The sequence below is a fragment of the Citrobacter sp. CK191 genome (assembly GCF_030333435.1).
In the GTDB taxonomy this organism is placed as follows: domain Bacteria; phylum Pseudomonadota; class Gammaproteobacteria; order Enterobacterales; family Enterobacteriaceae; genus Citrobacter_B; species Citrobacter_B koseri.
Genome location: NZ_JAOWFX010000031.1, coordinates 266,154 through 284,700, shown reverse-complemented (window position 1 = coordinate 284,700; position 18,547 = coordinate 266,154). Strand labels below are relative to the sequence as shown.

Sequence of the window (18,547 nt, the reverse complement as noted above, 5' to 3'; positions counted from 1 at the left end):
GTACTGACCGGCCATTTTTTCCATCTGTAGCGCATTTTTCAGCGCTATCTGCTGGCACGTTTCAGGTACGAAAAAGTGTTACAGCAGTCAAATTTACGCCCCAAAGGTATTTAAAAGGTATTATTAAGTGGTACTGTCATCACGTACCTTACCTGTCATGAAGGATTTAACGATGAAAACTACAGTGAAACTGTCGTTCATGATGTTCGTGGAGTGGTTTATCTGGGGCGCCTGGTTCGTCCCCCTCTGGCTTTGGCTGAACAAAAGCGGTTTTAGCGCCGGAGAAATCGGCTGGTCTTACGCATGTACCGCGATTGCCGCCATTCTCTCGCCGATTCTCGTCGGCTCACTGACTGACCGCTTTTTCTCCGCACAAAAAGTGCTGGCGGTGCTGATGTTCGCAGGCGCAGTCCTGATGTATTTCGCCGCGCAGCAAACGACATTCGCCGGGTTCTTCCCGCTGCTGCTGGCCTACTCCTTAACCTATATGCCCACTATTGCGCTGACGAACAGCATCGCCTTCGCCAACGTGCCGGACGTCGAGCGCGATTTCCCACGCATTCGCGTGATGGGCACCATTGGCTGGATCGCATCCGGGCTGGCGTGCGGCTTCTTACCGCAAATGCTGGGCTATAACGATATCTCGCCAACCAATATTCCGCTGTTGATCACCGCAGGCAGTTCCGTCCTGCTGGGCGCTTTTGCGTTCTTCCTGCCGGATACGCCGCCAAAAAGCACCGGCAAGCTGGACATTAAAGTTATGCTGGGGCTGGATGCGCTGATCCTGCTGCGCGATAAAAACTTCCTGGTCTTTTTCTTCTGCTCGTTCCTGTTTGCGATGCCGCTGGCGTTCTACTACATCTTCGCGAATGGCTATCTGACGGAAGTCGGCATGAAAAACGCCACCGGCTGGATGACGCTGGGCCAGTTCTCCGAAATCTTCTTTATGCTGGCGTTACCCTTCTTCACGAAGCGCTTTGGCATTAAAAAGGTCTTACTGCTTGGTCTTATCACTGCGGCAATCCGCTACGGCTTTTTTGTTTACGGCGGCGCGGAAGAATATTTCACCTATGCCCTGCTGTTTCTTGGCATTTTGCTGCACGGCGTCAGTTACGACTTCTACTATGTTACGGCCTATATCTATGTCGATAAAAAAGCGCCTGTGCATATGCGTACTGCCGCTCAGGGGTTGATCACCCTCTGCTGTCAGGGGTTTGGCAGCCTGCTGGGCTACCGTCTCGGCGGCGTGATGATGGAAAAAATGTTTGCCTATAAAGAGCCGGTAAACGGCCTCACCTTCAACTGGGCGGGCATGTGGACATTCGGGGCGGTGATGATCGCCGTGATTGCCGTGTTGTTTATGATTTTCTTTCGCGAATCCGACAAAGAGATCACTGCGATTAAAGTGGACGATCGCGATATTGCGCTGACACAAGGGGAAGTTAAATGAAAGCTGAACGTATTCTCGGTGCCCTTTATGGGCAGGCGTTAGGGGATGCGATGGGAATGCCGTCGGAGCTATGGCCCAGAACGCGCGTAAAAGCGCATTTTGGCTGGATTGATCGCTTTCTGCCCGGCCCTGCGGAAAATAACGCGGCCTGCTATTTTAACCGCGCTGAATTTACTGACGATACGTCGATGGCGCTGTGTCTGGCGGATGCGTTGCTGGAGCGCGACGGGCAGATCGACCCGGACCTGATTGGCCGTAACATTCTGGACTGGGCGCTGCGCTTTGACGCCTTTAATAAGAACGTTCTTGGCCCGACGTCGAAAATTGCGCTAAACGCCATTCGTGACGGCAAGCCCGTTGCTGAACTGGAAAACAACGGCGTGACCAACGGGGCAGCCATGCGCGTTTCCCCACTGGGATGCTTGCTTCCGCCACGCGATCTGGATGCGTTTATTGATGATGTAGCCCTGGCCTCCAGCCCGACGCATAAGTCAGACCTGGCTGTTGCTGGTGCGGTCGTTGTGGCATGGGCTATCTCACGCGCGATTGAGGGTGATTGCTGGTCTGATATTGTCGATTCGCTACCGGCTATCGCCCACTATGCGCAGCAAAAACGCATCACGACCTTTAGCGCCTCGCTCTCGGCTCGCCTGGAGATCGCACTGAAGATCGTCCGTGACGCGAACGGCATTGAATCCGCCAGCGAGCAGCTTTACCAGGTGGTTGGCGCGGGCACCAGCACCATTGAATCGGTGCCCTGCGCCATCGCAATGGTCGAGCTGGCCAATACCGACCCTAACCGCTGCGCCATTCTGTGCGCCAATCTCGGCGGCGACACCGACACCATTGGGGCGATGGCAACGGCGATTTGTGGCGCGCTGCACGGCGTGGAGGCCATCGAGCCTGCGCTGAAAGACGAGCTGGACGCGGTAAACCAACTGGACTTCATGCGCTATGCCACCGCGCTGGCGCGCTATCGCCAGCAGCGGGAGGCGGTATGAACACAACGCGCCTGCGGGCGTTGCTGCCCGATTTAACCCGCCGCCAGCCGGTGACGGTCGTGGGCGCTGCGGTCATTGATGTGATTGCCGATGCTTACGCGCTGCCCTGGCGCGGCTGCGATATTGAGCTTAAACAGCAAGGCGTCAACGTCGGCGGCTGCGCGCTCAATATCGCCGTCGCCTTAAAGCGTCTGGGGATTGAGGCCAGTAATGCCCTGCCCCTCGGTCAGGGCGTATGGTCAGACATTATCCGTCATCGCATGGCGAAAGAGGGGTTACACAGCCTGATCGACAACGCAGAGGGAGACAACGGCTGGTGTCTGGCGCTGGTAGAACCGGATGGCGAACGCACGTTTATGTCGTTCAGCGGCGTTGAGAACCAATGGAATGCCGACTGGCTGGCGCAGCTGACAATTCCGCCCGACAGTTGGATCTACTTTTCCGGTTATCAACTCGCCTCGCCATGCGGCGAACTGCTGGTGAGCTGGCTGGAAGGGTTAGAGCGCGTGACGCCGTTTATCGACTTCGGGCCGCGAATTAGCGACATTCCCGACCCGCTAATGGCGCGGATTATGGCCTGCCATCCGCTGGTATCGCTGAACCGTCAGGAGGCAGACATTGCTGCCGAACGGTTTGGCTTTAGTCATGAACCTAACGCGTTTGGCGCCGCCTGGCTTGCGGCGTTTGCCTCACCGGTTATTGTCCGCCACGATAAAGACGGAGCATGGTATTTCAGCCAGCAATCATCCGGCTGCGTGCCGGCATTTGCCACAATGGTCGTCGATACCATTGGCGCGGGAGACAGCCATGCGGGAGGCATGCTGGCCGGGCTGGCATCCGGCTGGGCGCTTGCAGACGCGGTGCTGCTGGGGAACGCGGTCGCCTCCTGGGTGGTAGGCCATCGCGGCGGCGATTGCGCGCCAACGCGCGAGGCGCTACTCCTCGCACACAAAAACGTATAGATCGCTGCGACAGTAGCTGATGCTGTATTCAATGGGCCGCTGTTGCTGGTCAAGCGCCACCTGCTTGATCACCAGCACCGGCACTTTGCTGTCCATCTGAATATGTGACTGAAATTCCGCATCCGGCATGCGCGCGCTGACGCGAGAGCGTGTACGTTGCGGAAAGATATGCTGGCTGCGGAAATAGTCATACAGCGAGATCCCGATGGCGTCCGCATCATGAATCAGGTGCGCAGGCACCCAGGACTCCTCAATGGACACCGCATCCTCATCCACATAACGAATACGTTTGAGCAAGAACACATCGCTGCCTGCGGCGATCGCCAGCTGCTGCGCCACCTCATCCGGGCATTTCACTACCCGCTTGTTGACCCACAGGGTATCCGGCTTTTTACCGCGCAATACCACCTGCTGCGAAAAGCCGCGCGCCTCTTTCAGGGAATATTCGAAGATGTTGTTAATCTGCGTTCCATAGCCACGGGCACGGGTCACGACGCCTTCTTCTTCCAGCGCCTGCATTGCCTTGCGCACCGTAATACGCGAAACGCCGGTCAACTGGCTGAGATCGCGCTCGCCGGGCAAAATGTTGCCATGCTCAAGAATCCCGCTGCGAACGGCATTTTTGACCGTCTCGGCAAACTTCCTGTACAGCGGCGTGTTATCCACCGCGGCAATTCGTTCATTCAGTTGCGCGATAAGCCGGGTATGCGCTTGTTCCATTTATCTTTTTCCAGGCCGACAAGTCTGGGATCAGTATACTACCATTACCACCACGCGTGGAAATGATGTACCGGGCCAATCCCCTCGCCTACCTCCAGCGTATCCGCCTGGGCTAACGCCGCCGAAAGCCAGGTTTTTGCTTCCTGCACCGTATCGGCCCAGTTGCTATGGCGCGGGCGCAGCGCCGCCAACGCCGCCGACAGCGTACACCCGGTGCCGTGGGTATTTTTGGTCATCACCCGTGGGGCGGTAAAACGCTGCTCCCCTTCACGGGTAAAGAGCCAGTCCGGGCTTTGCGCATCATCCAGATGACCACCTTTCATCAGCACGGCGCCACAGCCCAGCGCCAGTAGCGCACGCCCTTGTTCCAGCATTTCCTGCTCCGTGCGGGCGTGCGGCGCATTCAGCAATGCCGCGGCCTCCGGCAGATTCGGCGTGATAATCGACACCTGCGGCAATAGCCGGCTGCGCAACGTTTCCACCGCCGACGGAGAAAGCAGCGGATCGCCGCTTTTCGCCAGCATCACCGTATCCAGCACCACGTTTTGCACCTGGTGACGCTGCAAACGCTCTGCAACAGCTTCAACAATATCCGTTTCCGCCAGCATACCGATTTTGGTGGTGTCGATACGCACATCGCTGAAGACAGAATCCAGCTGCGCTGCGACAAAATCTGGCTCAATGCGGTACACCGACTGCACGCCGCGAGTATTTTGCGCCACCAGCGCCGTAATGACGGAGCAACCATACGCGCCCAGCGCCGAAAAGGTCTTCAAATCGGCCTGAATCCCGGCGCCGCCGCTTGGGTCAGTGCCTGCAATGGTTAACGCGTTAATCCGTTTCATACCTGTTCCTCCGCATTAAGGTGATACAGCGCATCAAGAAAAGCCGGAATAAAGCTCCCGGGCCCCTGACTGCGTTCGGCAGCAGACTGCCCGGCCTGTTTCATCCAGCTACAGGCTGACGCCACATTGTCCAGCGTATTTCCCGGCAGCGCGCAACTGGCCGCCACAATCGCAGATAAGGCGCATCCCGTCCCGACAACGCGCGTCATCAGCACATCGCCGCCGGTAACGCTGACGGTACGCTGCCCGTCGGTGACATAATCCACCTCACCCGTTACCGCAACGACGGCCCCCGTCTGACGCGCCAGCGCCTGAGCGGCCGGTAATGCCGATACCGCCGTATCGGTGGTATCCACTCCACGCCCGCCCGCCGCTAATCCAGCCAGGGCGAGGATCTCCGAGGCATTGCCGCGTATTGCCCTGGGCTTAAGAGACAGCAGTTCCAGACAGAAACGGCGGCGATAATCGAGCGCGCCAACCGCCACGGGATCAAGCGTCCAGGGGGTTTTCGCTATATGGGCCTGCTCTGTCGCAGCGCGCATGGCCTCCGCGCGCGACCGGGTCAGCGTGCCGACGTTAATCAGTAACGCACTGGCGATAGCAGCAAACTGGCGCGCCTCTTCGGGCTCAATCACCATCGCCGGTGAGGCGCCTGATGCCAGTAATGTATTGGCGGTAAAGTTCTGCACGACGTCGTTCGTCATACAGTGGGTCAGCGGAGAAAGGATACGAAATTGTTGTAAGGTATGGGCCGCAAGCGTGCGGCTGTGCAGGTCAGGCTGCATGGTTCAGCTCCTGCCCGCGTGAAGAAGGGACACGAGCAGTGTCAGACTTCCCTACGCTGGCATTATCCAGATCAGGTAATACGGGTATGTCTCAGCCCTTCGTGAAAAGGGGCACCCCGAGTCGTTGAAACCGAAGCATTTATTATGCATGTTTCACCAACAGGATACTGGGTGCGTCAGGGGATGTAAATCAGCGAAATGCCGATATCGCTGGTTCCAGCTCAGGTCAGATAGTTCCCAAAACCGTCATTCGTGATGTGAACTGCCTACGGCATGTGTTGCTTGCGCGCGCTTTCGTTTACACTTTTTACGAAATTATTGGCGTGATAACAAAATAGTTCTTGTCAGACTTGCTGCACAGTGAGAATGATACACGACTGATTTTTATGACCCGAATACGTGGAGAGTTTATGGGTATGAAGAATAAATTTTTAATGGGCGCACTGCTGCTGGCAACCAGCGCAGTCTGGGCCGCACCCGCCGCAACGGGGATTGATCAGTACGAATTGAGCAGCTTTGTTGCCGACTTTACCCATTTCAAACCTGGCGATACCGTTCCTGAGCTGTACCGCACCGACGAGTACAATATTAAGCAATGGAAGCAACGCAATCTGCCAGCGCCCGACGCAGGAACCCACTGGACCTATATGGGCGGCGCTTATGTACTGATTAACGACACCGACGGCAAAATTATCAAAGCCTACGACGGCGAGATTTTTTATCATCGGTAAATGCTTTACTGTAAAAACAACAGACAAAACACGTCCTTTCATTCAGAAAAGGACGCGTTTTCAGAGAAATGACTTAATCATATGAAACAGCAAATATTACTTTGCTTTGCAAATTTCCAGGTCGTAATGGTTCGTTGCTGACTCTGACATATTTTGCGGTGATCGGGATAGTATACTTATCCTCAATACTGGTCATTTTTACCATTGTTCTTAGTATATCACCCTGCATTAAAGGCGTAGTACCTGAGCCACTGTATATCTGAAACCCCACACCTTTTGCACCCTCCGCCAGCGTATTTTTAAGTATCGTGCCGTTTTCATTCCAGTCACCATGAGAAACATTGAAACTCACTGGATTAGTCGTAACATTATATACGCTATCACAGTTTAAAATCAGATTCGTGGTTCCTGTTTTCGTATTATTTCCAGTTATTATCTCATTTAATGTTGTTTCTGGCATCGCAATAACATATTGATTCTGTGAAAAATGGCAGGTCGTAGGTTTATGTTTTACTGTAAAAATAATGTTTTGTGAATAAGAAACATTACTGTTTAGCCTTCCCGTTATCCAACAAATAAGCCATGAGAAAAGATTATTATTACAGGTATTATCAGTAAGAATGCTGATAGCAGGACGGTTTAAGTTAATGCTATTACCTGAAACGGTTAAGTCCGCAGTTCCAGACTTTATATAGTTCGCTTCAAGCGTAAACGACTTCGTATTGATCACATTATCTGTTGTAGTCTCCTGGTTACCAATCGTAACGGGAAACCCATTTCCAGTCAGCTTTAATTGCATAAAAATGGATTTCTGCGACCCTGTCCCTTTAAACTCAACGATATAATTTTGTAAAGGCGTCGCATAGTACATCTTGTCGCTTGACGCATTACAGGTAAACGTATCATGTAAATTAGTTTTGACAGGAATCACCGCAGCACCTGATGTCATATCTATTTCAATAGATTGTTGTGCGGTTGTGTTATTCCCTAGTGAACATTTAGCCTGTGATAAGACAGGGAATAACAGTAATAATATTAACCAATACTTATTCATAGCAAGTCCTTTTCATCGGCAAATATAGGTCTTATTCTCATCAATTACGCCATCAAAAGTAATAATGCAAAACAATCCTTGCTGTTTGTTTGTCGCGACTTTCAAAGAGGCAGGAACATTATCTGTACGGATAAAGAGGCGACTTCCTTGCCCAACTAAGCCAACATTTTTCCCGGAATGATCTTCTACTTCATAACCGAAGGTTAATGGAGAACCATCTGGACGTCGCGCCAGAAAATACCAGGGCTTGCGCCTGTCGGTTTCAAACTCAGCTAACACAACCGCACCACGATAAGGCACAATCCCCTTACGATTACCGCGTAGTTCGACATCACTGTAGGTATGGGAAAGATCCAACGTTAAAAAGTTTTCACGATATGGCGTCAGACTGTCATATATGGCATACCCATTCTTGTCCGTGGTCAGATAACGGTGACCTTGCACTGCTGCCCCTTCTAACCCAGGCGCTTTAATAATGGCAAGTGTATCTGAGAGGCGGTTGGTTAAATGTATGCCATCAGACCAGGCGACAATTCCCCCCTGGATATTCCCACCAGCCTGCCGGTATTTATTAGACTGGCTATAGCTGGCGCCTACCGTCGCAACCGGCGCTCGCCACGTCAGGTTTCCACCTGCGCTTGTTTCATTATTTTGCCGCTGATGCGCAAGATTCGCGCCATAGCTAAATTGATCTCGACCACCCGCAATGCCGCTTAGGCTGGTATTATTCGACTGATAGCCTTCGTTATCAAACGTCGTTGAGTTTGAAACAAAGATATCGCGTTTCGTTGCCGTGACGCCATCGCCCCAAGATAATGGGATGGAAATATAAATATTAAGACGCTTATCCTCCCGATTATCCTCATCATAACTCTGACTCGCAGACTAGGTATAACTAATACGCCGCCAGTCATTAGAATAACTCAACTGATAATCCTTTCCGCTGCCATTGCGTCCCCAATAATCACGCCATAATCCGCTCAGTGCCAGGTTCCCCCATCCCTCTGGTAACCCCTGGTTTATATTGACAGAAAAACTATTCTTACGACCAAAATCATTTTGGTAATAATCAGTGATGTCATACACATCATTGTTATCCCGATGATAGCTGTTTTTATTATTCGCCCAGACATGATCATTAAATGAACGGTAATCACGTGAAGAATAACGATAGGCTGCTAACGCGAACTGCGTACCTGTTTGTGAAACATATTTATTCCACGCTATCTGATAACTTTGACCATTAAAAACATCACCATTATCCTGTTTACTATGAGACTGAGTGGCATCCACAGAAACAGCACCAATATGTGTATTCCACCCTGTGCCTAATGTAAAGGCCTGGTAATGGTCAGACAGCATAGTGCCACCATATAATGTCAGTAGATTATTTAATCCATACTGATAATTGGCTTGCAAAAAATCCGTCTGCTTTGTCGCGCCTTCTATATGGCTACGCCCTGCCGCAATATCGTATTTTGATACGCCAGACTGTAGCATATTAGGTACAGATGAATAAGGCACAAGATAATGGGAAACTGAACCATCAGCTTCTTTTACACTGACATCCAAATCGGCACCACCTCCAGCAAGCTGTAGATCGGCAATCGCAAATGGGCCAGGCGGAACCTCTTTTTGATAGACAATAAAGCCATTCTGTTCAATGGTTACTAAAGCATGACTTTGTGCAATACCACGAACAATGGGTGTAAAGTTTTGTTTCGAATTGGGCAGCATTTGCATATCACGCCAGATACGTATCCCGGTGAAACGTACAGAGTCAAACAGATCGGTTCCGGTATACATATCTCCGGCACGTAGCGTTCCTAATATTTCAGGGATGCCACGTTCCATATACAATGTATTATTTTTCCATTCTCCGCTGTCATCATTACTTTTCGTGAAGTTTGCATTCGAATGTAACTGCCAGCCAAACAGATTTAGCCCACTGTTCAGACTTACGTAGCTGCTTTCATCATTACCAGCACTTTTATAATTACTGTAATACTGACTGGCATAATAAGACATGTATAGAGCATTAATGCCCCGATCCCAGGTTTCAGGTAACATATAACCCGGCTCGTATTCATTCACGTAGGCATGAGGCACCGTCAAATTTAGAGCAAACTGACTGATATCATAGCTAATATCCCCCCCCTGAACTGCGGCTCGTAGCGATACACAATCAACTTTCTTATCCACTTGAAGACCATCGGACTTAATACCAATCTGATGCAACTGAGCTATAGACAAGCAAGTATCATCAGGATCATCCTGGATATTTAATTCGTAACGGCCACGCCACTGATTGTTAAGATAAACATCCATATCATAAAGACCCGGCATCGGTTTATCTCCGTCGATCTGATAACGGGAAACCTTTTCACCTTTTAATCCGCCAAACATAAAGTGTGTGTCAAATGTTTCGGTTTCTCCCCATACCGGGGATATCACCAGCACAGAAAGGATCGCTAACGTAATGGAGTTTATCTTTAACATAACCAATCCTTGGGCTATCTATCCGTTTTTACTTTCTCACTCAAATAATTACCATGATCATCAATAAGTGTGACAGTATAATGATTAACGCCAACAGAAGTGCTTACTAATTTATCTGACCAGGGTGCAAGCACATAAGTTTCTTTATTAATTTTAGTTTTTCCAACAATTTCAGGGATGGTAATCCAGTTTGCTGAATTATTTTTGATGTTTATGCCGTTGTATGATTTACTAATCCGCAGACGAGAAAAGCTATTTTTATCTACAGAAGAAATTCCTTGTGGACGGTAGATAAACTTCACACGGTTTTGCATCGCAAATTTGATTACATTTTTCCCTTCCGTTTCTGCTGAATTTGGCGGGATATCCAACACATTGAGAAAGAACAGACTTTCACGATCACCCGGCAATCTATTTTCAAGTAATTTAATCTTCAGTTGTTGGCCAGAACCCGCAATCACTCGGGCGACTGGCGGTGACAGAACAAATGGCACCTGAATTTTTTCAGGTGGCAAACTGGTATCGCCGTCATCAATCCATGACTGCACCAACGCGCTACGCGTACCTTCATTCATTAACTGTACAGTAATTTCTTTTTTCTGGGCTGGATAAATAATCCGTGTGCCGTAAATATAAATACCTGCCCACGCAGGCATTACAGCACCAGCCAACAATAATGCCATTATCTTTCTCATGGTTAACTCACCTTATTATCAGAGAAATCGGCGGCGACAAAACGCCGCCGACTAAAAGGGTGTGTTAATCAGTTACTACCGTCAGCGTCAAAGAGGAGCTCACCTCACCCGCTGTTACATTATTTTGTCCAGCCAGATTAGCATAACGCGCTGAGAAGCTAAGCTCATATTTCCCATCATCACTTTTTTCCAGAGAAATACCATTATCTGCATTAACCTTAGTCCCGTCATAATAGACAGAAAAACCAGCGCCATTGTTTGATGCAGTATTCCGTGTAACAGAGGTATGTGAACTATCAAACTGTGAACGGGAGAAGGTAATACGAGGTGCATTATCACCCGTACACTCAACTTTCAACGGCGTGATAGTGGAGTTAGAATATCCATCATAAACGCCGCCAGCATTCAGTATATTTAAACGGTCCACCCCCACCTGGTTCATATCAATCTTTGCAGTTGCATCACCAACAAATTTACATGTTGTGCCAACAACTTTACCCGTAATAATCAGTTCGCCATAATCTGCATCCGCCGCAAAAACCCCGGCACTCATAAAAATAGCAGACAATACGGAGGCAGCAATAATTGAACGTTTCATAGTATCTTCCTTAATAAATGAATTTCTATTTGTTAAGAGGGATTAACTCTTGAAACTAAATTCTCACACACAAAACGTTATCGCAATGTAAACGTGTTGTTTTGTTGATTTAAAACAATTTACAGAATGCAATATAATTACAACAAATAAGTTGTACTAATTATCATTTTTAGAATTTATTAATAATCGTGATTTATCATTAAATACATTCAAAATATAAATAAAAAAGCCCACATCATTCATGAAAATAATGTGGGCTTTCTCGTATTCACGTTATTTTAGTCGTAGCGGTTTAAGACTATCTGGCGAGCAGAGCCTCCAGGCAGAGTGATAACTTCCGTTACAACGCCTCTGACCGGCATTGAGGCCGTTTCTCCTGCGTTTGTCAGATAGGTGTTATTACCGCAACGCTGTTGCAACTGAGTATCCACAACGTCAGCGTGACAGGTGGGGGTCGTGACGCTTCCGCTAATCGTGAGCGTCGCGGTATCAGAAGCAAAAACAGGAGAACTCATTCCATAAGCCAGAACTATAATTCCCATCAGCAAAGGATTCTTCATGTTTAGCGTTAATCCTGTCGTAAAAGAGAGCACAGCACAGTTTATCTTCATGGGAAATTATGCTCGCTGGTTCATTGTAAGACCAATCGAGATAATAAATTAATAAGATAGCTATGATCAATTCAAATGATGTATTTGGCGATTTTTTAAGAAAAGCGCCCAAATAATGAAGGGAAAATAAATAATAGCGTGATGATTATTTCATTAATATATTCACCGCATCAATATATTTCTGATGCGGTGAATAGCAGTCATCCTGACGGTTCAGGCGAAATTAAACCGCGCGGAAAGCTATTTCTCCGGGAATAACCTCACCCTGCCAGTACAGTTGCGCCGCAACGCGCCCTGCCAGCTCGCGGTATATCGCGGTAAACTCACTGTCGGGACGGCTGATTACCGTCGGCGTTCCGCGATCGAGATCTTCACGCAGGCTGATATGCAACGGCATCTGCCCCAGCAGTTGGGTGCGGTACTGCTCGGCCAGTTTCTGTGCGCCGCCGGTACCGAAAATCGGCTCATGGTGACCGCAGTTGCTACAGATATGCATACTCATGTTTTCAACAATCCCGAGCACCGGTACTTCGACCTTCTCGAACATCACAATGCCTTTTTTGGCGTCAATAAGCGCGATGTCCTGCGGCGTGGTAACGACAACCGCGCCTGTAACCGGAATGTTCTGCGCCAGCGTCAATTGAATGTCACCGGTTCCCGGCGGCATATCCAGTACCAGGTAATCCAGATCCGGCCACAACGTTTCCTGCAACATCTGCATCAGCGCTTTGCTGGCCATCGGGCCGCGCCATACCATCGCATTGTCATCCGTCACCAGATAGCCGATGGAGTTGGTCGCCAGACCGTGAGACATAATCGGCGCCATATGGGTGCCGTCCGGCGAAGTTGGACGCTGATTCTCAGCCCCAAGCATAGTCGGGATAGACGGGCCGTAGATATCAGCATCCAGAATACCGACTTTCGCCCCTTCCGCCGCCAGCGCTAACGCCAGGTTAACAGCGGTAGACGATTTTCCCACACCGCCTTTACCGGAACTGACGGCGATAATGTTCTTCACGCCGTTAATGCCAGGCTGATTTTTAACGCGCTTCAGCGTCGCGATGTTATGCGACAGCTTCCAGTCAATGGCTTTCGCGCCCGTAATCCGCAGTAAATCGGCGCTGCATTGCTCTTTTAACACCTCAAACGCGCTGTGCCAGACAAACGGCATGACCAGCTCAACGTGCAGCGTGTCATCCAGCCAGGCGACATGGTGCAACGCTTTCAACGTCGTCAGGTTATGCTTCAGGGTTGGGTGCTGAAAATTCGCCAGCGTCCCGGCGACCATCGCGCGCAGGGTCTCTGGTGATTTAGCCTGGGATTGTGCGTTCATCCCGACTCCTTTTTATCGTTATGAAAAGTACAATTGTAACTTTCTAGTTTACTCCTGCGGTAATAATTATTCATTTATGGATTAATGCCCTTATCACTTGGCGTAGTTATTCCCTTTCAGGTAACATCAGAACCCCCTTTTACTAGAGAAGAAGTAATACCTACTATGACTCAAGTCGCGAAGAAAATTCTGGTAACGTGCGCGCTGCCGTACGCCAACGGCTCCATCCACCTCGGCCATATGCTGGAGCACATCCAGGCTGATGTCTGGGTCCGTTACCAGCGAATGCGCGGCCACCAGGTCAACTTCATCTGCGCGGACGACGCACACGGCACCCCTATCATGCTGAAAGCACAGCAGTTGGGTATTACGCCAGAGCAGATGATTGGTGAAATGAGTCAGGAGCATCAGACTGATTTCGCAGGCTTTAACATCAGCTATGACAACTACCACTCAACGCACAGCGAAGAGAACCGCGAGCTGTCCGAGCTGATTTACACCCGCCTGAAAGAGAACGGTTTCATTAAGAACCGCACCATCTCTCAGCTCTACGATCCAGAAAAAGGCATGTTCCTGCCGGATCGTTTTGTAAAAGGCACCTGCCCGAAATGTAAGTCTCCAGATCAGTACGGCGATAACTGCGAAGTGTGTGGCGCGACCTATAGCCCGACCGAGCTTATCGAGCCGAAATCCGTGGTTTCCGGCGCTACGCCGGTGATGCGCGACTCTGAGCACTTCTTCTTTGACCTGCCCTCTTTCAGCGAAATGTTGCAGGCGTGGACCCGCAGCGGCGCGTTGCAGGAACAGGTGGCGAACAAAATGCAGGAGTGGTTTGAATCCGGCCTGCAACAGTGGGATATCTCCCGTGACGCGCCATACTTCGGTTTTGAAATCCCGAATGCGCCGGGCAAATTTTTCTACGTCTGGCTGGATGCGCCGATCGGCTACATGGGTTCATTCAAGAATCTGTGCAACAAGCGCGGCGATCTGACCAGCTTTGACGACTACTGGAAGAAAGATTCTGACGCCGAGCTGTACCATTTCATCGGTAAAGATATCGTCTACTTCCACAGCCTGTTCTGGCCGGCCATGCTGGAAGGCAGCGGTTTCCGCAAACCGACCAACCTGTTCGTTCACGGCTATGTGACGGTGAACGGCGCGAAGATGTCTAAATCGCGCGGCACCTTTATTAAGGCCAGCACCTGGCTGAACCATTTTGACGCCGACAGCCTGCGCTATTACTACACAGCGAAGCTCTCTTCCCGCATCGATGACATCGACCTGAATCTGGAAGACTTCGTGCAGCGCGTCAACGCGGATATCGTCAACAAGGTCGTCAACCTGGCTTCCCGTAACGCGGGCTTTATCAACAAGCGTTTCGATGGCGTACTGGCTGCTGAACTGGCCGATCCCGCGCTGTACAAAACCTTCACCGACGCAGCAGCGGTCATCGGCGAAGCGTGGGAAAGCCGCGAATTCGGTAAAGCGATCCGTGAAATTATGGCGCTGGCGGACATGGCTAACCGCTATGTTGATGAACAGGCGCCGTGGGTTGTCGCGAAACAGGAAGGCCGCGATGCCGACCTGCAGGCGATCTGCTCGATGGGCATCAACCTGTTCCGCGTGCTGATGACGTACCTGAAGCCGGTTCTGCCAACGCTGAGCGAACGTGTGGAAGCGTTCCTGAACACCGAGCTGAACTGGGATGCAATCGCGCAACCGCTGCTGGGCCACAAGGTTAACGCCTTCAAAGCGCTGTATAACCGCATCGACATGAAACAGGTTGATGCGCTGGTTGAAGCCTCGAAAGAAGAGGTGAAAGCGGCGGCGGCGCCAGTTACCGGCCCGCTGGCAGACGACCCGATTCAGGAAACCATTACCTTTGACGATTTCGCTAAGGTCGATCTGCGCGTGGCGCTGATTGAAAATGCTGAGTTCGTTGAGGGTTCCGACAAACTGCTGCGTCTGACGCTGGATCTGGGCGGCGAAAAGCGCAACGTCTTCTCCGGCATCCGTTCCGCGTACCCTGACCCGCAGGCGCTGATTGGTCGCCATACGGTGATGGTCGCCAACCTGGCCCCGCGTAAAATGCGCTTCGGCATCTCTGAAGGGATGGTGATGGCCGCCGGTCCTGGCGGGAAAGATATCTTCCTGTTAAGCCCGGATGACGGTGCGAAGCCAGGCCAGCAGGTGAAATAAACAAAAAAGCCGGAGACATTCTCCGGCTTTTTTATTCCAGTACGCCAGCGAATCACGCCGTAGATCTGGTAAGCGAAGCACCATCAGGCGCAAATGCCGGATGACGGTGCAAACACCTTATCCGGCCTACCGCTTATCTTATTACGCTTTCTTCTCGTGCTGACGCGCCGCCAGCCCGCGCAGGAAATAACGCAAGAACTGATCGCCGCACTCGCGGAAGTTTTTATGCTCCGGGGCGCGCATCATCGCCGTGATTTCCGGCATCGAGACGCGGAATTTTTGCTCCGTCAGAATCGCAAGGATATCGTCGGTTTTCAGCGAGAACGCGATACGCAGCTTTTTCAGCACAATATTATTGTTAACGCGGCGCTCCGGCTCCAGCGCTGGCGCGGACTCATCTTTACCACGCTTTTCGTAAATCAGCCCATTCAGGAAAGCAGAGAGGATGATATCCGGGCAACGTTGAAAGCCCTCTTCCTCTTCTTTACGCAACCAGACAGCAATCTGTTCCGCAGTGGCTTCGGCATTACCCAGCGCCAGAATGCGCACCAGATCGTTATTGTTTGCTTTCAGGATGTAGCGCACGCTACGCAGAATATCGTTACTCAGCATGGGGCCTTCGGGTGTTAATGAGGCAAAAAATCATTTTAGCAGTCTTTTACAGCCCAATCGCCTCTTTTAAACTTTTCAGGTAGCGACGGCTGACAGGAACCGTTAAACCGTTGCGCAAAATCAGCTCGGCCTGACCATTATCCTCCAGACGAATTTCCTGCAACTGCGCCATATTCACCAGATACTGACGATGGCAGCGCAATAACGGTGTGCGGCTCTCCAGCGTTCGCAGCGTCAATTCGGTAAACCCTTCTTTCCCCTCGCTGCTGGTTACGTACACGCCGCTCATCCGGCTGCTGACAAACGCCACGTCATCCATTTGCAACAGATAAATACGGCTGTGTCCGGTGCAGGGAATGAATTTCAACGCTTGTTGATTTTCCGGCAGTACCGAAACGTCCTGCATGTTTCGTTCCTGTCGCAGACGCGCCAACGTTTTCTCCAGCCGCTTCTCTTCAATGGGCTTAAGCAGATAGTCAAAAGCGTGCTCTTCAAACGCTTTAATGGCGTATTCGTCAAAAGCGGTCAGAAAAACAATGTACGGTCGATGTTCTGGATCGAGCATCCCGACCATTTCCAGCCCGCTGATGCGCGGCATCTGGATGTCGAGAAACAGCACGTCCGGGTGCAGCTTATGCACCGCGCCAATCGCCTCTACCGCATTCGAGCACTCACCCACAATCTCAATATCACTTTGTTCCTGTAACAGAATCCGCAGATTTTCCCGCGCTAACGGCTCATCATCCACAATCAGCACTTTAATCATGCGTTTTCCTCCAGGGGAAGTCGTAAGGTTATCCGGGTAAAGAGATCGGGTTCGCAGGCCACGTTGATGCCGTAATCATCGCCAAAGCGTTCGCGCAGCCGCTTATCCACCAGATTCATCCCCAGGCCGCTGGCATTGGTCGTGGGCTGGTACAATCCGGCGTTATCCTCAATGTCCAGCATCAGATGCTGCCCGTCCTGTCTGGCCGTAATGGAGACTTCGCCAGTGCCAAGCAGTTGCGACGTGCCGTGCTTAATGGCGTTTTCCACAATCGGTTGCAGAGTGAACGCGGGCAGTTGCTGGTGCGAAAGTTCCTCCGGCACGTTTAAATTCACCTGCAACCGCGCCTGGAAGCGCGCCTTCTCAATTTGCAAATAGGCATTCACATGCTCAATTTCATCGGCAAGGGTCACAATCTCCGAGGGGCGCTTTAAGTTCTTGCGAAAGAAGGTCGAGAGATACTGCACCAGTTGGCTGGCCTGTTCGCTGTCGCGGCGTACCACCGCTTTAATGGTGTTAAGCGCGTTAAACAGAAAATGAGGATTCACCTGCGCATGCAAAAGTTTAATTTCCGACTGTGTGAGCAGCGCTTTCTGGCGTTCATACTGCCCGGCCAGAATCTGCGCCGACAGCAGTTGCGCAATCCCCTCGCCCAGCGTTCTGTTGATGGAGCTAAAGAGCCGGTTTTTGGCTTCATACAGTTTGATGGTGCCCATCACGCGTTGGTTTTCGCCGCGCAGCGGAATCACCAGCGTTGAGCCTAATTTGCACTGCGGATGCAACGAGCAGCGGTAAGGCACTTCGTTACCATCGGCATACACCACCTCACCGGTCTCAATCGCTTTCAGCGTGTAGCTTGATGAAATAGGTTTCCCCGGCAGGTGGTGATCGTCGCCAATGCCGGTAAATGCCAGCAGTTTGTCGCGATCGGTGATCGCTACTGCGCCGATGTCCAGTTCCTGATACAACACCTGGGCCACCTTCATGCTGTTCACTTCGTTAAAGCCCTGACGAAGGATACCCTCCGTGGAAGCCGCCACTTTCAGCGCGGTGGCGGAAAACGCCGAGGTGTATTTTTCAAACATCGCGCGTTTGTCGAGCAAAATGCGCATAAACAGCGCCGCCCCGACGGTGTTAGTCACCATCATGGGCGCGGCAATACTGCTTACCAGATGCAACGCATCTTCAAAAGGTCGGGCGATCAACAAAATGATCAGCATTTGCACCAGTTCAGCGACGAAGGTAATCGCCCCGGCCGTTAACGGGCTGAAGACTTTATCGGTGCGCCCGCGACGGATCAGCACGCTATGCACCAGACCGCCTAACAACCCTTCGACAATGGTGGAGATCATGCAGCTCAGCGCCGTCATCCCGCCCATCGAATAACGGTGTAAACCGCCGGTGAGTCCGACCAGGCCGCCGACCACAGGCCCGCCCAGCAAGCCGCCCATCACGGCGCCAATCGCACGGGTATTGGCAATGGAATCTTCGATGTGCAACCCAAACCAGGTGCCCATAATGCAGAAAATAGAGAAGACGATATAACAGAGAAATTTATGCGGCAGGCGAACGGTAACCTGCATTAACGGGATGAATAAACGTGTTTTACTCATTAACCACGCAATGACCAGAAACACGCACATCTGCTGAAGCAGCAGCAACACCAGATTAAACTCGTACATACCC

Annotated in this window: 16 protein-coding genes, 1 pseudogene and 1 riboswitch; of the genes and pseudogenes, 5 read left to right on the top strand and 12 right to left on the bottom strand. The window is 51.1% G+C overall.

Going from position 1 to position 18,547, the window contains the following annotated elements; all coding sequences use genetic code 11:
* Nucleotides 1–172: 172 nt before the first annotated feature.
* Genes OGV82_RS12920 through OGV82_RS12910 form a run of 3 tightly spaced genes read left to right on the top strand, consistent with a single transcriptional unit; the run spans nt 173 to nt 3,413 of the window.
* Nucleotides 173–1,450, top strand: coding sequence for a nucleoside permease (locus OGV82_RS12920; RefSeq protein ID WP_047462559.1), 1,278 nt, complete (start codon nt 173–175; stop codon nt 1,448–1,450).
* Nucleotides 1,447–2,451: an ADP-ribosylglycohydrolase family protein gene (locus tag OGV82_RS12915; RefSeq protein WP_047462557.1), complete on the top strand. Its 1,005-nt coding sequence runs from the start codon at nt 1,447–1,449 to the stop codon at nt 2,449–2,451. The genes OGV82_RS12920 and OGV82_RS12915 overlap by 4 nt, the downstream gene beginning before the upstream one ends.
* Entirely contained in the window at nt 2,448–3,413 is a 966-nt protein-coding gene (locus OGV82_RS12910; protein ID WP_047462555.1) for a PfkB family carbohydrate kinase, read from the top strand. The genes OGV82_RS12915 and OGV82_RS12910 overlap by 4 nt, the downstream gene beginning before the upstream one ends.
* Here OGV82_RS12910 and OGV82_RS12905 read toward each other — a convergent pair.
* From OGV82_RS12905 to thiM, 3 genes are read right to left on the bottom strand one after another with little or no spacing between them, the layout of a single operon-like run.
* Nucleotides 3,387–4,133: a GntR family transcriptional regulator gene (locus OGV82_RS12905; protein WP_012131660.1), complete on the bottom strand. Its 747-nt coding sequence runs from the start codon at nt 4,131–4,133 to the stop codon at nt 3,387–3,389. The two genes, OGV82_RS12910 and OGV82_RS12905, sit on opposite strands and share 27 nt — an antisense overlap.
* A gap of 44 nt (nt 4,134–4,177) precedes the next feature.
* Nucleotides 4,178–4,978: a bifunctional hydroxymethylpyrimidine kinase/phosphomethylpyrimidine kinase gene (thiD, locus tag OGV82_RS12900; RefSeq protein WP_101744016.1), complete on the bottom strand. Its 801-nt coding sequence runs from the start codon at nt 4,976–4,978 to the stop codon at nt 4,178–4,180.
* A complete protein-coding gene (thiM, locus tag OGV82_RS12895; protein WP_101744017.1) occupies nt 4,975–5,763 on the bottom strand; it encodes a hydroxyethylthiazole kinase in 789 nt (262 codons plus the stop codon). The genes thiD and thiM overlap by 4 nt, the downstream gene beginning before the upstream one ends.
* Nucleotides 5,764–5,794: 31 nt before the next feature.
* A riboswitch (TPP riboswitch) is annotated at nt 5,795–5,892 on the bottom strand.
* A 281-nt stretch (nt 5,893–6,173) separates the two neighbouring features.
* On the opposite strand from thiM, the gene rcnB reads away from it, so the two are divergent.
* The gene (rcnB, locus tag OGV82_RS12890) at nt 6,174–6,494 is read left to right on the top strand and encodes a Ni(II)/Co(II) efflux transporter accessory subunit RcnB (protein WP_024130186.1); all 321 of its coding nucleotides are present in this window, start codon (nt 6,174–6,176) and stop codon (nt 6,492–6,494) included.
* 73 nt (nt 6,495–6,567) lie between these two features.
* Here rcnB and OGV82_RS12885 read toward each other — a convergent pair whose 3' ends face one another.
* The 6 genes and pseudogenes from OGV82_RS12885 to apbC form a co-directional block, all read right to left on the bottom strand.
* The gene (locus OGV82_RS12885; RefSeq protein ID WP_101744018.1) at nt 6,568–7,548 is read right to left on the bottom strand and encodes a fimbrial protein; all 981 of its coding nucleotides are present in this window, start codon (nt 7,546–7,548) and stop codon (nt 6,568–6,570) included.
* A 12-nt stretch (nt 7,549–7,560) separates the two neighbouring features.
* Nucleotides 7,561–10,047 (bottom strand): annotated as a pseudogene (locus tag OGV82_RS12880) (fimbrial biogenesis outer membrane usher protein).
* Nucleotides 10,048–10,061: 14 nt separating this feature from the next.
* The gene (locus tag OGV82_RS12875; RefSeq protein WP_012131654.1) at nt 10,062–10,742 is read right to left on the bottom strand and encodes a fimbrial assembly chaperone; all 681 of its coding nucleotides are present in this window, start codon (nt 10,740–10,742) and stop codon (nt 10,062–10,064) included.
* 64 nt (nt 10,743–10,806) lie between these two features.
* Entirely contained in the window at nt 10,807–11,340 is a 534-nt protein-coding gene (yehD, locus tag OGV82_RS12870) for a fimbrial protein YehD (protein ID WP_101744019.1), read from the bottom strand.
* Between the two features lie 278 nt (nt 11,341–11,618).
* On the bottom strand, nt 11,619–11,900 hold the full coding sequence (locus OGV82_RS12865; protein ID WP_112001919.1) for a YehE family protein: 282 nt from the start codon (nt 11,898–11,900) through the stop codon (nt 11,619–11,621).
* Nucleotides 11,901–12,174: 274 nt separating this feature from the next.
* Nucleotides 12,175–13,284 carry an iron-sulfur cluster carrier protein ApbC gene (gene apbC / locus OGV82_RS12860; RefSeq protein WP_012131650.1) on the bottom strand — a complete coding sequence of 370 codons (1,110 nt, stop codon included), beginning with the start codon at nt 13,282–13,284 and terminating at the stop codon, nt 12,175–12,177.
* A gap of 165 nt (nt 13,285–13,449) precedes the next feature.
* On the opposite strand from apbC, the gene metG reads away from it, so the two are divergent.
* Nucleotides 13,450–15,483, top strand: coding sequence for a methionine--tRNA ligase (gene metG, locus OGV82_RS12855; RefSeq protein ID WP_101744021.1), 2,034 nt, complete (start codon nt 13,450–13,452; stop codon nt 15,481–15,483).
* Nucleotides 15,484–15,624: 141 nt separating this feature from the next.
* On the opposite strand, the gene OGV82_RS12850 is transcribed toward metG, so the two are convergent.
* Genes OGV82_RS12850 through OGV82_RS12840 form a run of 3 tightly spaced genes read right to left on the bottom strand, consistent with a single transcriptional unit; the run spans nt 15,625 to nt 18,543 of the window.
* The gene (locus tag OGV82_RS12850) at nt 15,625–16,095 is read right to left on the bottom strand and encodes a YehS family protein (protein WP_012131648.1); all 471 of its coding nucleotides are present in this window, start codon (nt 16,093–16,095) and stop codon (nt 15,625–15,627) included.
* A gap of 46 nt (nt 16,096–16,141) precedes the next feature.
* On the bottom strand, nt 16,142–16,861 hold the full coding sequence (btsR, locus tag OGV82_RS12845) for a two-component system response regulator BtsR (RefSeq protein ID WP_012131647.1): 720 nt from the start codon (nt 16,859–16,861) through the stop codon (nt 16,142–16,144).
* A complete protein-coding gene (locus tag OGV82_RS12840; RefSeq protein ID WP_012131646.1) occupies nt 16,858–18,543 on the bottom strand; it encodes a sensor histidine kinase in 1,686 nt (561 codons plus the stop codon). Before OGV82_RS12840 ends, btsR begins: the two co-directional genes overlap by 4 nt.
* Nucleotides 18,544–18,547: the final 4 nt, after the last annotated feature.

What these genes read in the sequence shown, in the direction of transcription:
- OGV82_RS12920 (WP_047462559.1), top strand. Translation starts at nt 173, where the DNA reads ATGAAAACTACAGTGAAACTGTCGTTCATGATGTTCGTGGAGTGGTTT.
- OGV82_RS12915 (WP_047462557.1), top strand. Translation starts at nt 1,447, where the DNA reads ATGAAAGCTGAACGTATTCTCGGTGCCCTTTATGGGCAGGCGTTAGGG.
- OGV82_RS12910 (WP_047462555.1), top strand. Translation starts at nt 2,448, where the DNA reads ATGAACACAACGCGCCTGCGGGCGTTGCTGCCCGATTTAACCCGCCGC.
- OGV82_RS12905 (WP_012131660.1), bottom strand. Translation starts at nt 4,133, where the DNA reads ATGGAACAAGCGCATACCCGGCTTATCGCGCAACTGAATGAACGAATT.
- thiD (WP_101744016.1), bottom strand. Translation starts at nt 4,978, where the DNA reads ATGAAACGGATTAACGCGTTAACCATTGCAGGCACTGACCCAAGCGGC.
- thiM (WP_101744017.1), bottom strand. Translation starts at nt 5,763, where the DNA reads ATGCAGCCTGACCTGCACAGCCGCACGCTTGCGGCCCATACCTTACAA.
- rcnB (WP_024130186.1), top strand. Translation starts at nt 6,174, where the DNA reads ATGGGTATGAAGAATAAATTTTTAATGGGCGCACTGCTGCTGGCAACC.
- OGV82_RS12885 (WP_101744018.1), bottom strand. Translation starts at nt 7,548, where the DNA reads ATGAATAAGTATTGGTTAATATTATTACTGTTATTCCCTGTCTTATCA.
- OGV82_RS12875 (WP_012131654.1), bottom strand. Translation starts at nt 10,742, where the DNA reads ATGAGAAAGATAATGGCATTATTGTTGGCTGGTGCTGTAATGCCTGCG.
- yehD (WP_101744019.1), bottom strand. Translation starts at nt 11,340, where the DNA reads ATGAAACGTTCAATTATTGCTGCCTCCGTATTGTCTGCTATTTTTATG.
- OGV82_RS12865 (WP_112001919.1), bottom strand. Translation starts at nt 11,900, where the DNA reads ATGAAGAATCCTTTGCTGATGGGAATTATAGTTCTGGCTTATGGAATG.
- apbC (WP_012131650.1), bottom strand. Translation starts at nt 13,284, where the DNA reads ATGAACGCACAATCCCAGGCTAAATCACCAGAGACCCTGCGCGCGATG.
- metG (WP_101744021.1), top strand. Translation starts at nt 13,450, where the DNA reads ATGACTCAAGTCGCGAAGAAAATTCTGGTAACGTGCGCGCTGCCGTAC.
- OGV82_RS12850 (WP_012131648.1), bottom strand. Translation starts at nt 16,095, where the DNA reads ATGCTGAGTAACGATATTCTGCGTAGCGTGCGCTACATCCTGAAAGCA.
- btsR (WP_012131647.1), bottom strand. Translation starts at nt 16,861, where the DNA reads ATGATTAAAGTGCTGATTGTGGATGATGAGCCGTTAGCGCGGGAAAAT.
- OGV82_RS12840 (WP_012131646.1), bottom strand. Translation starts at nt 18,543, where the DNA reads ATGTACGAGTTTAATCTGGTGTTGCTGCTGCTTCAGCAGATGTGCGTG.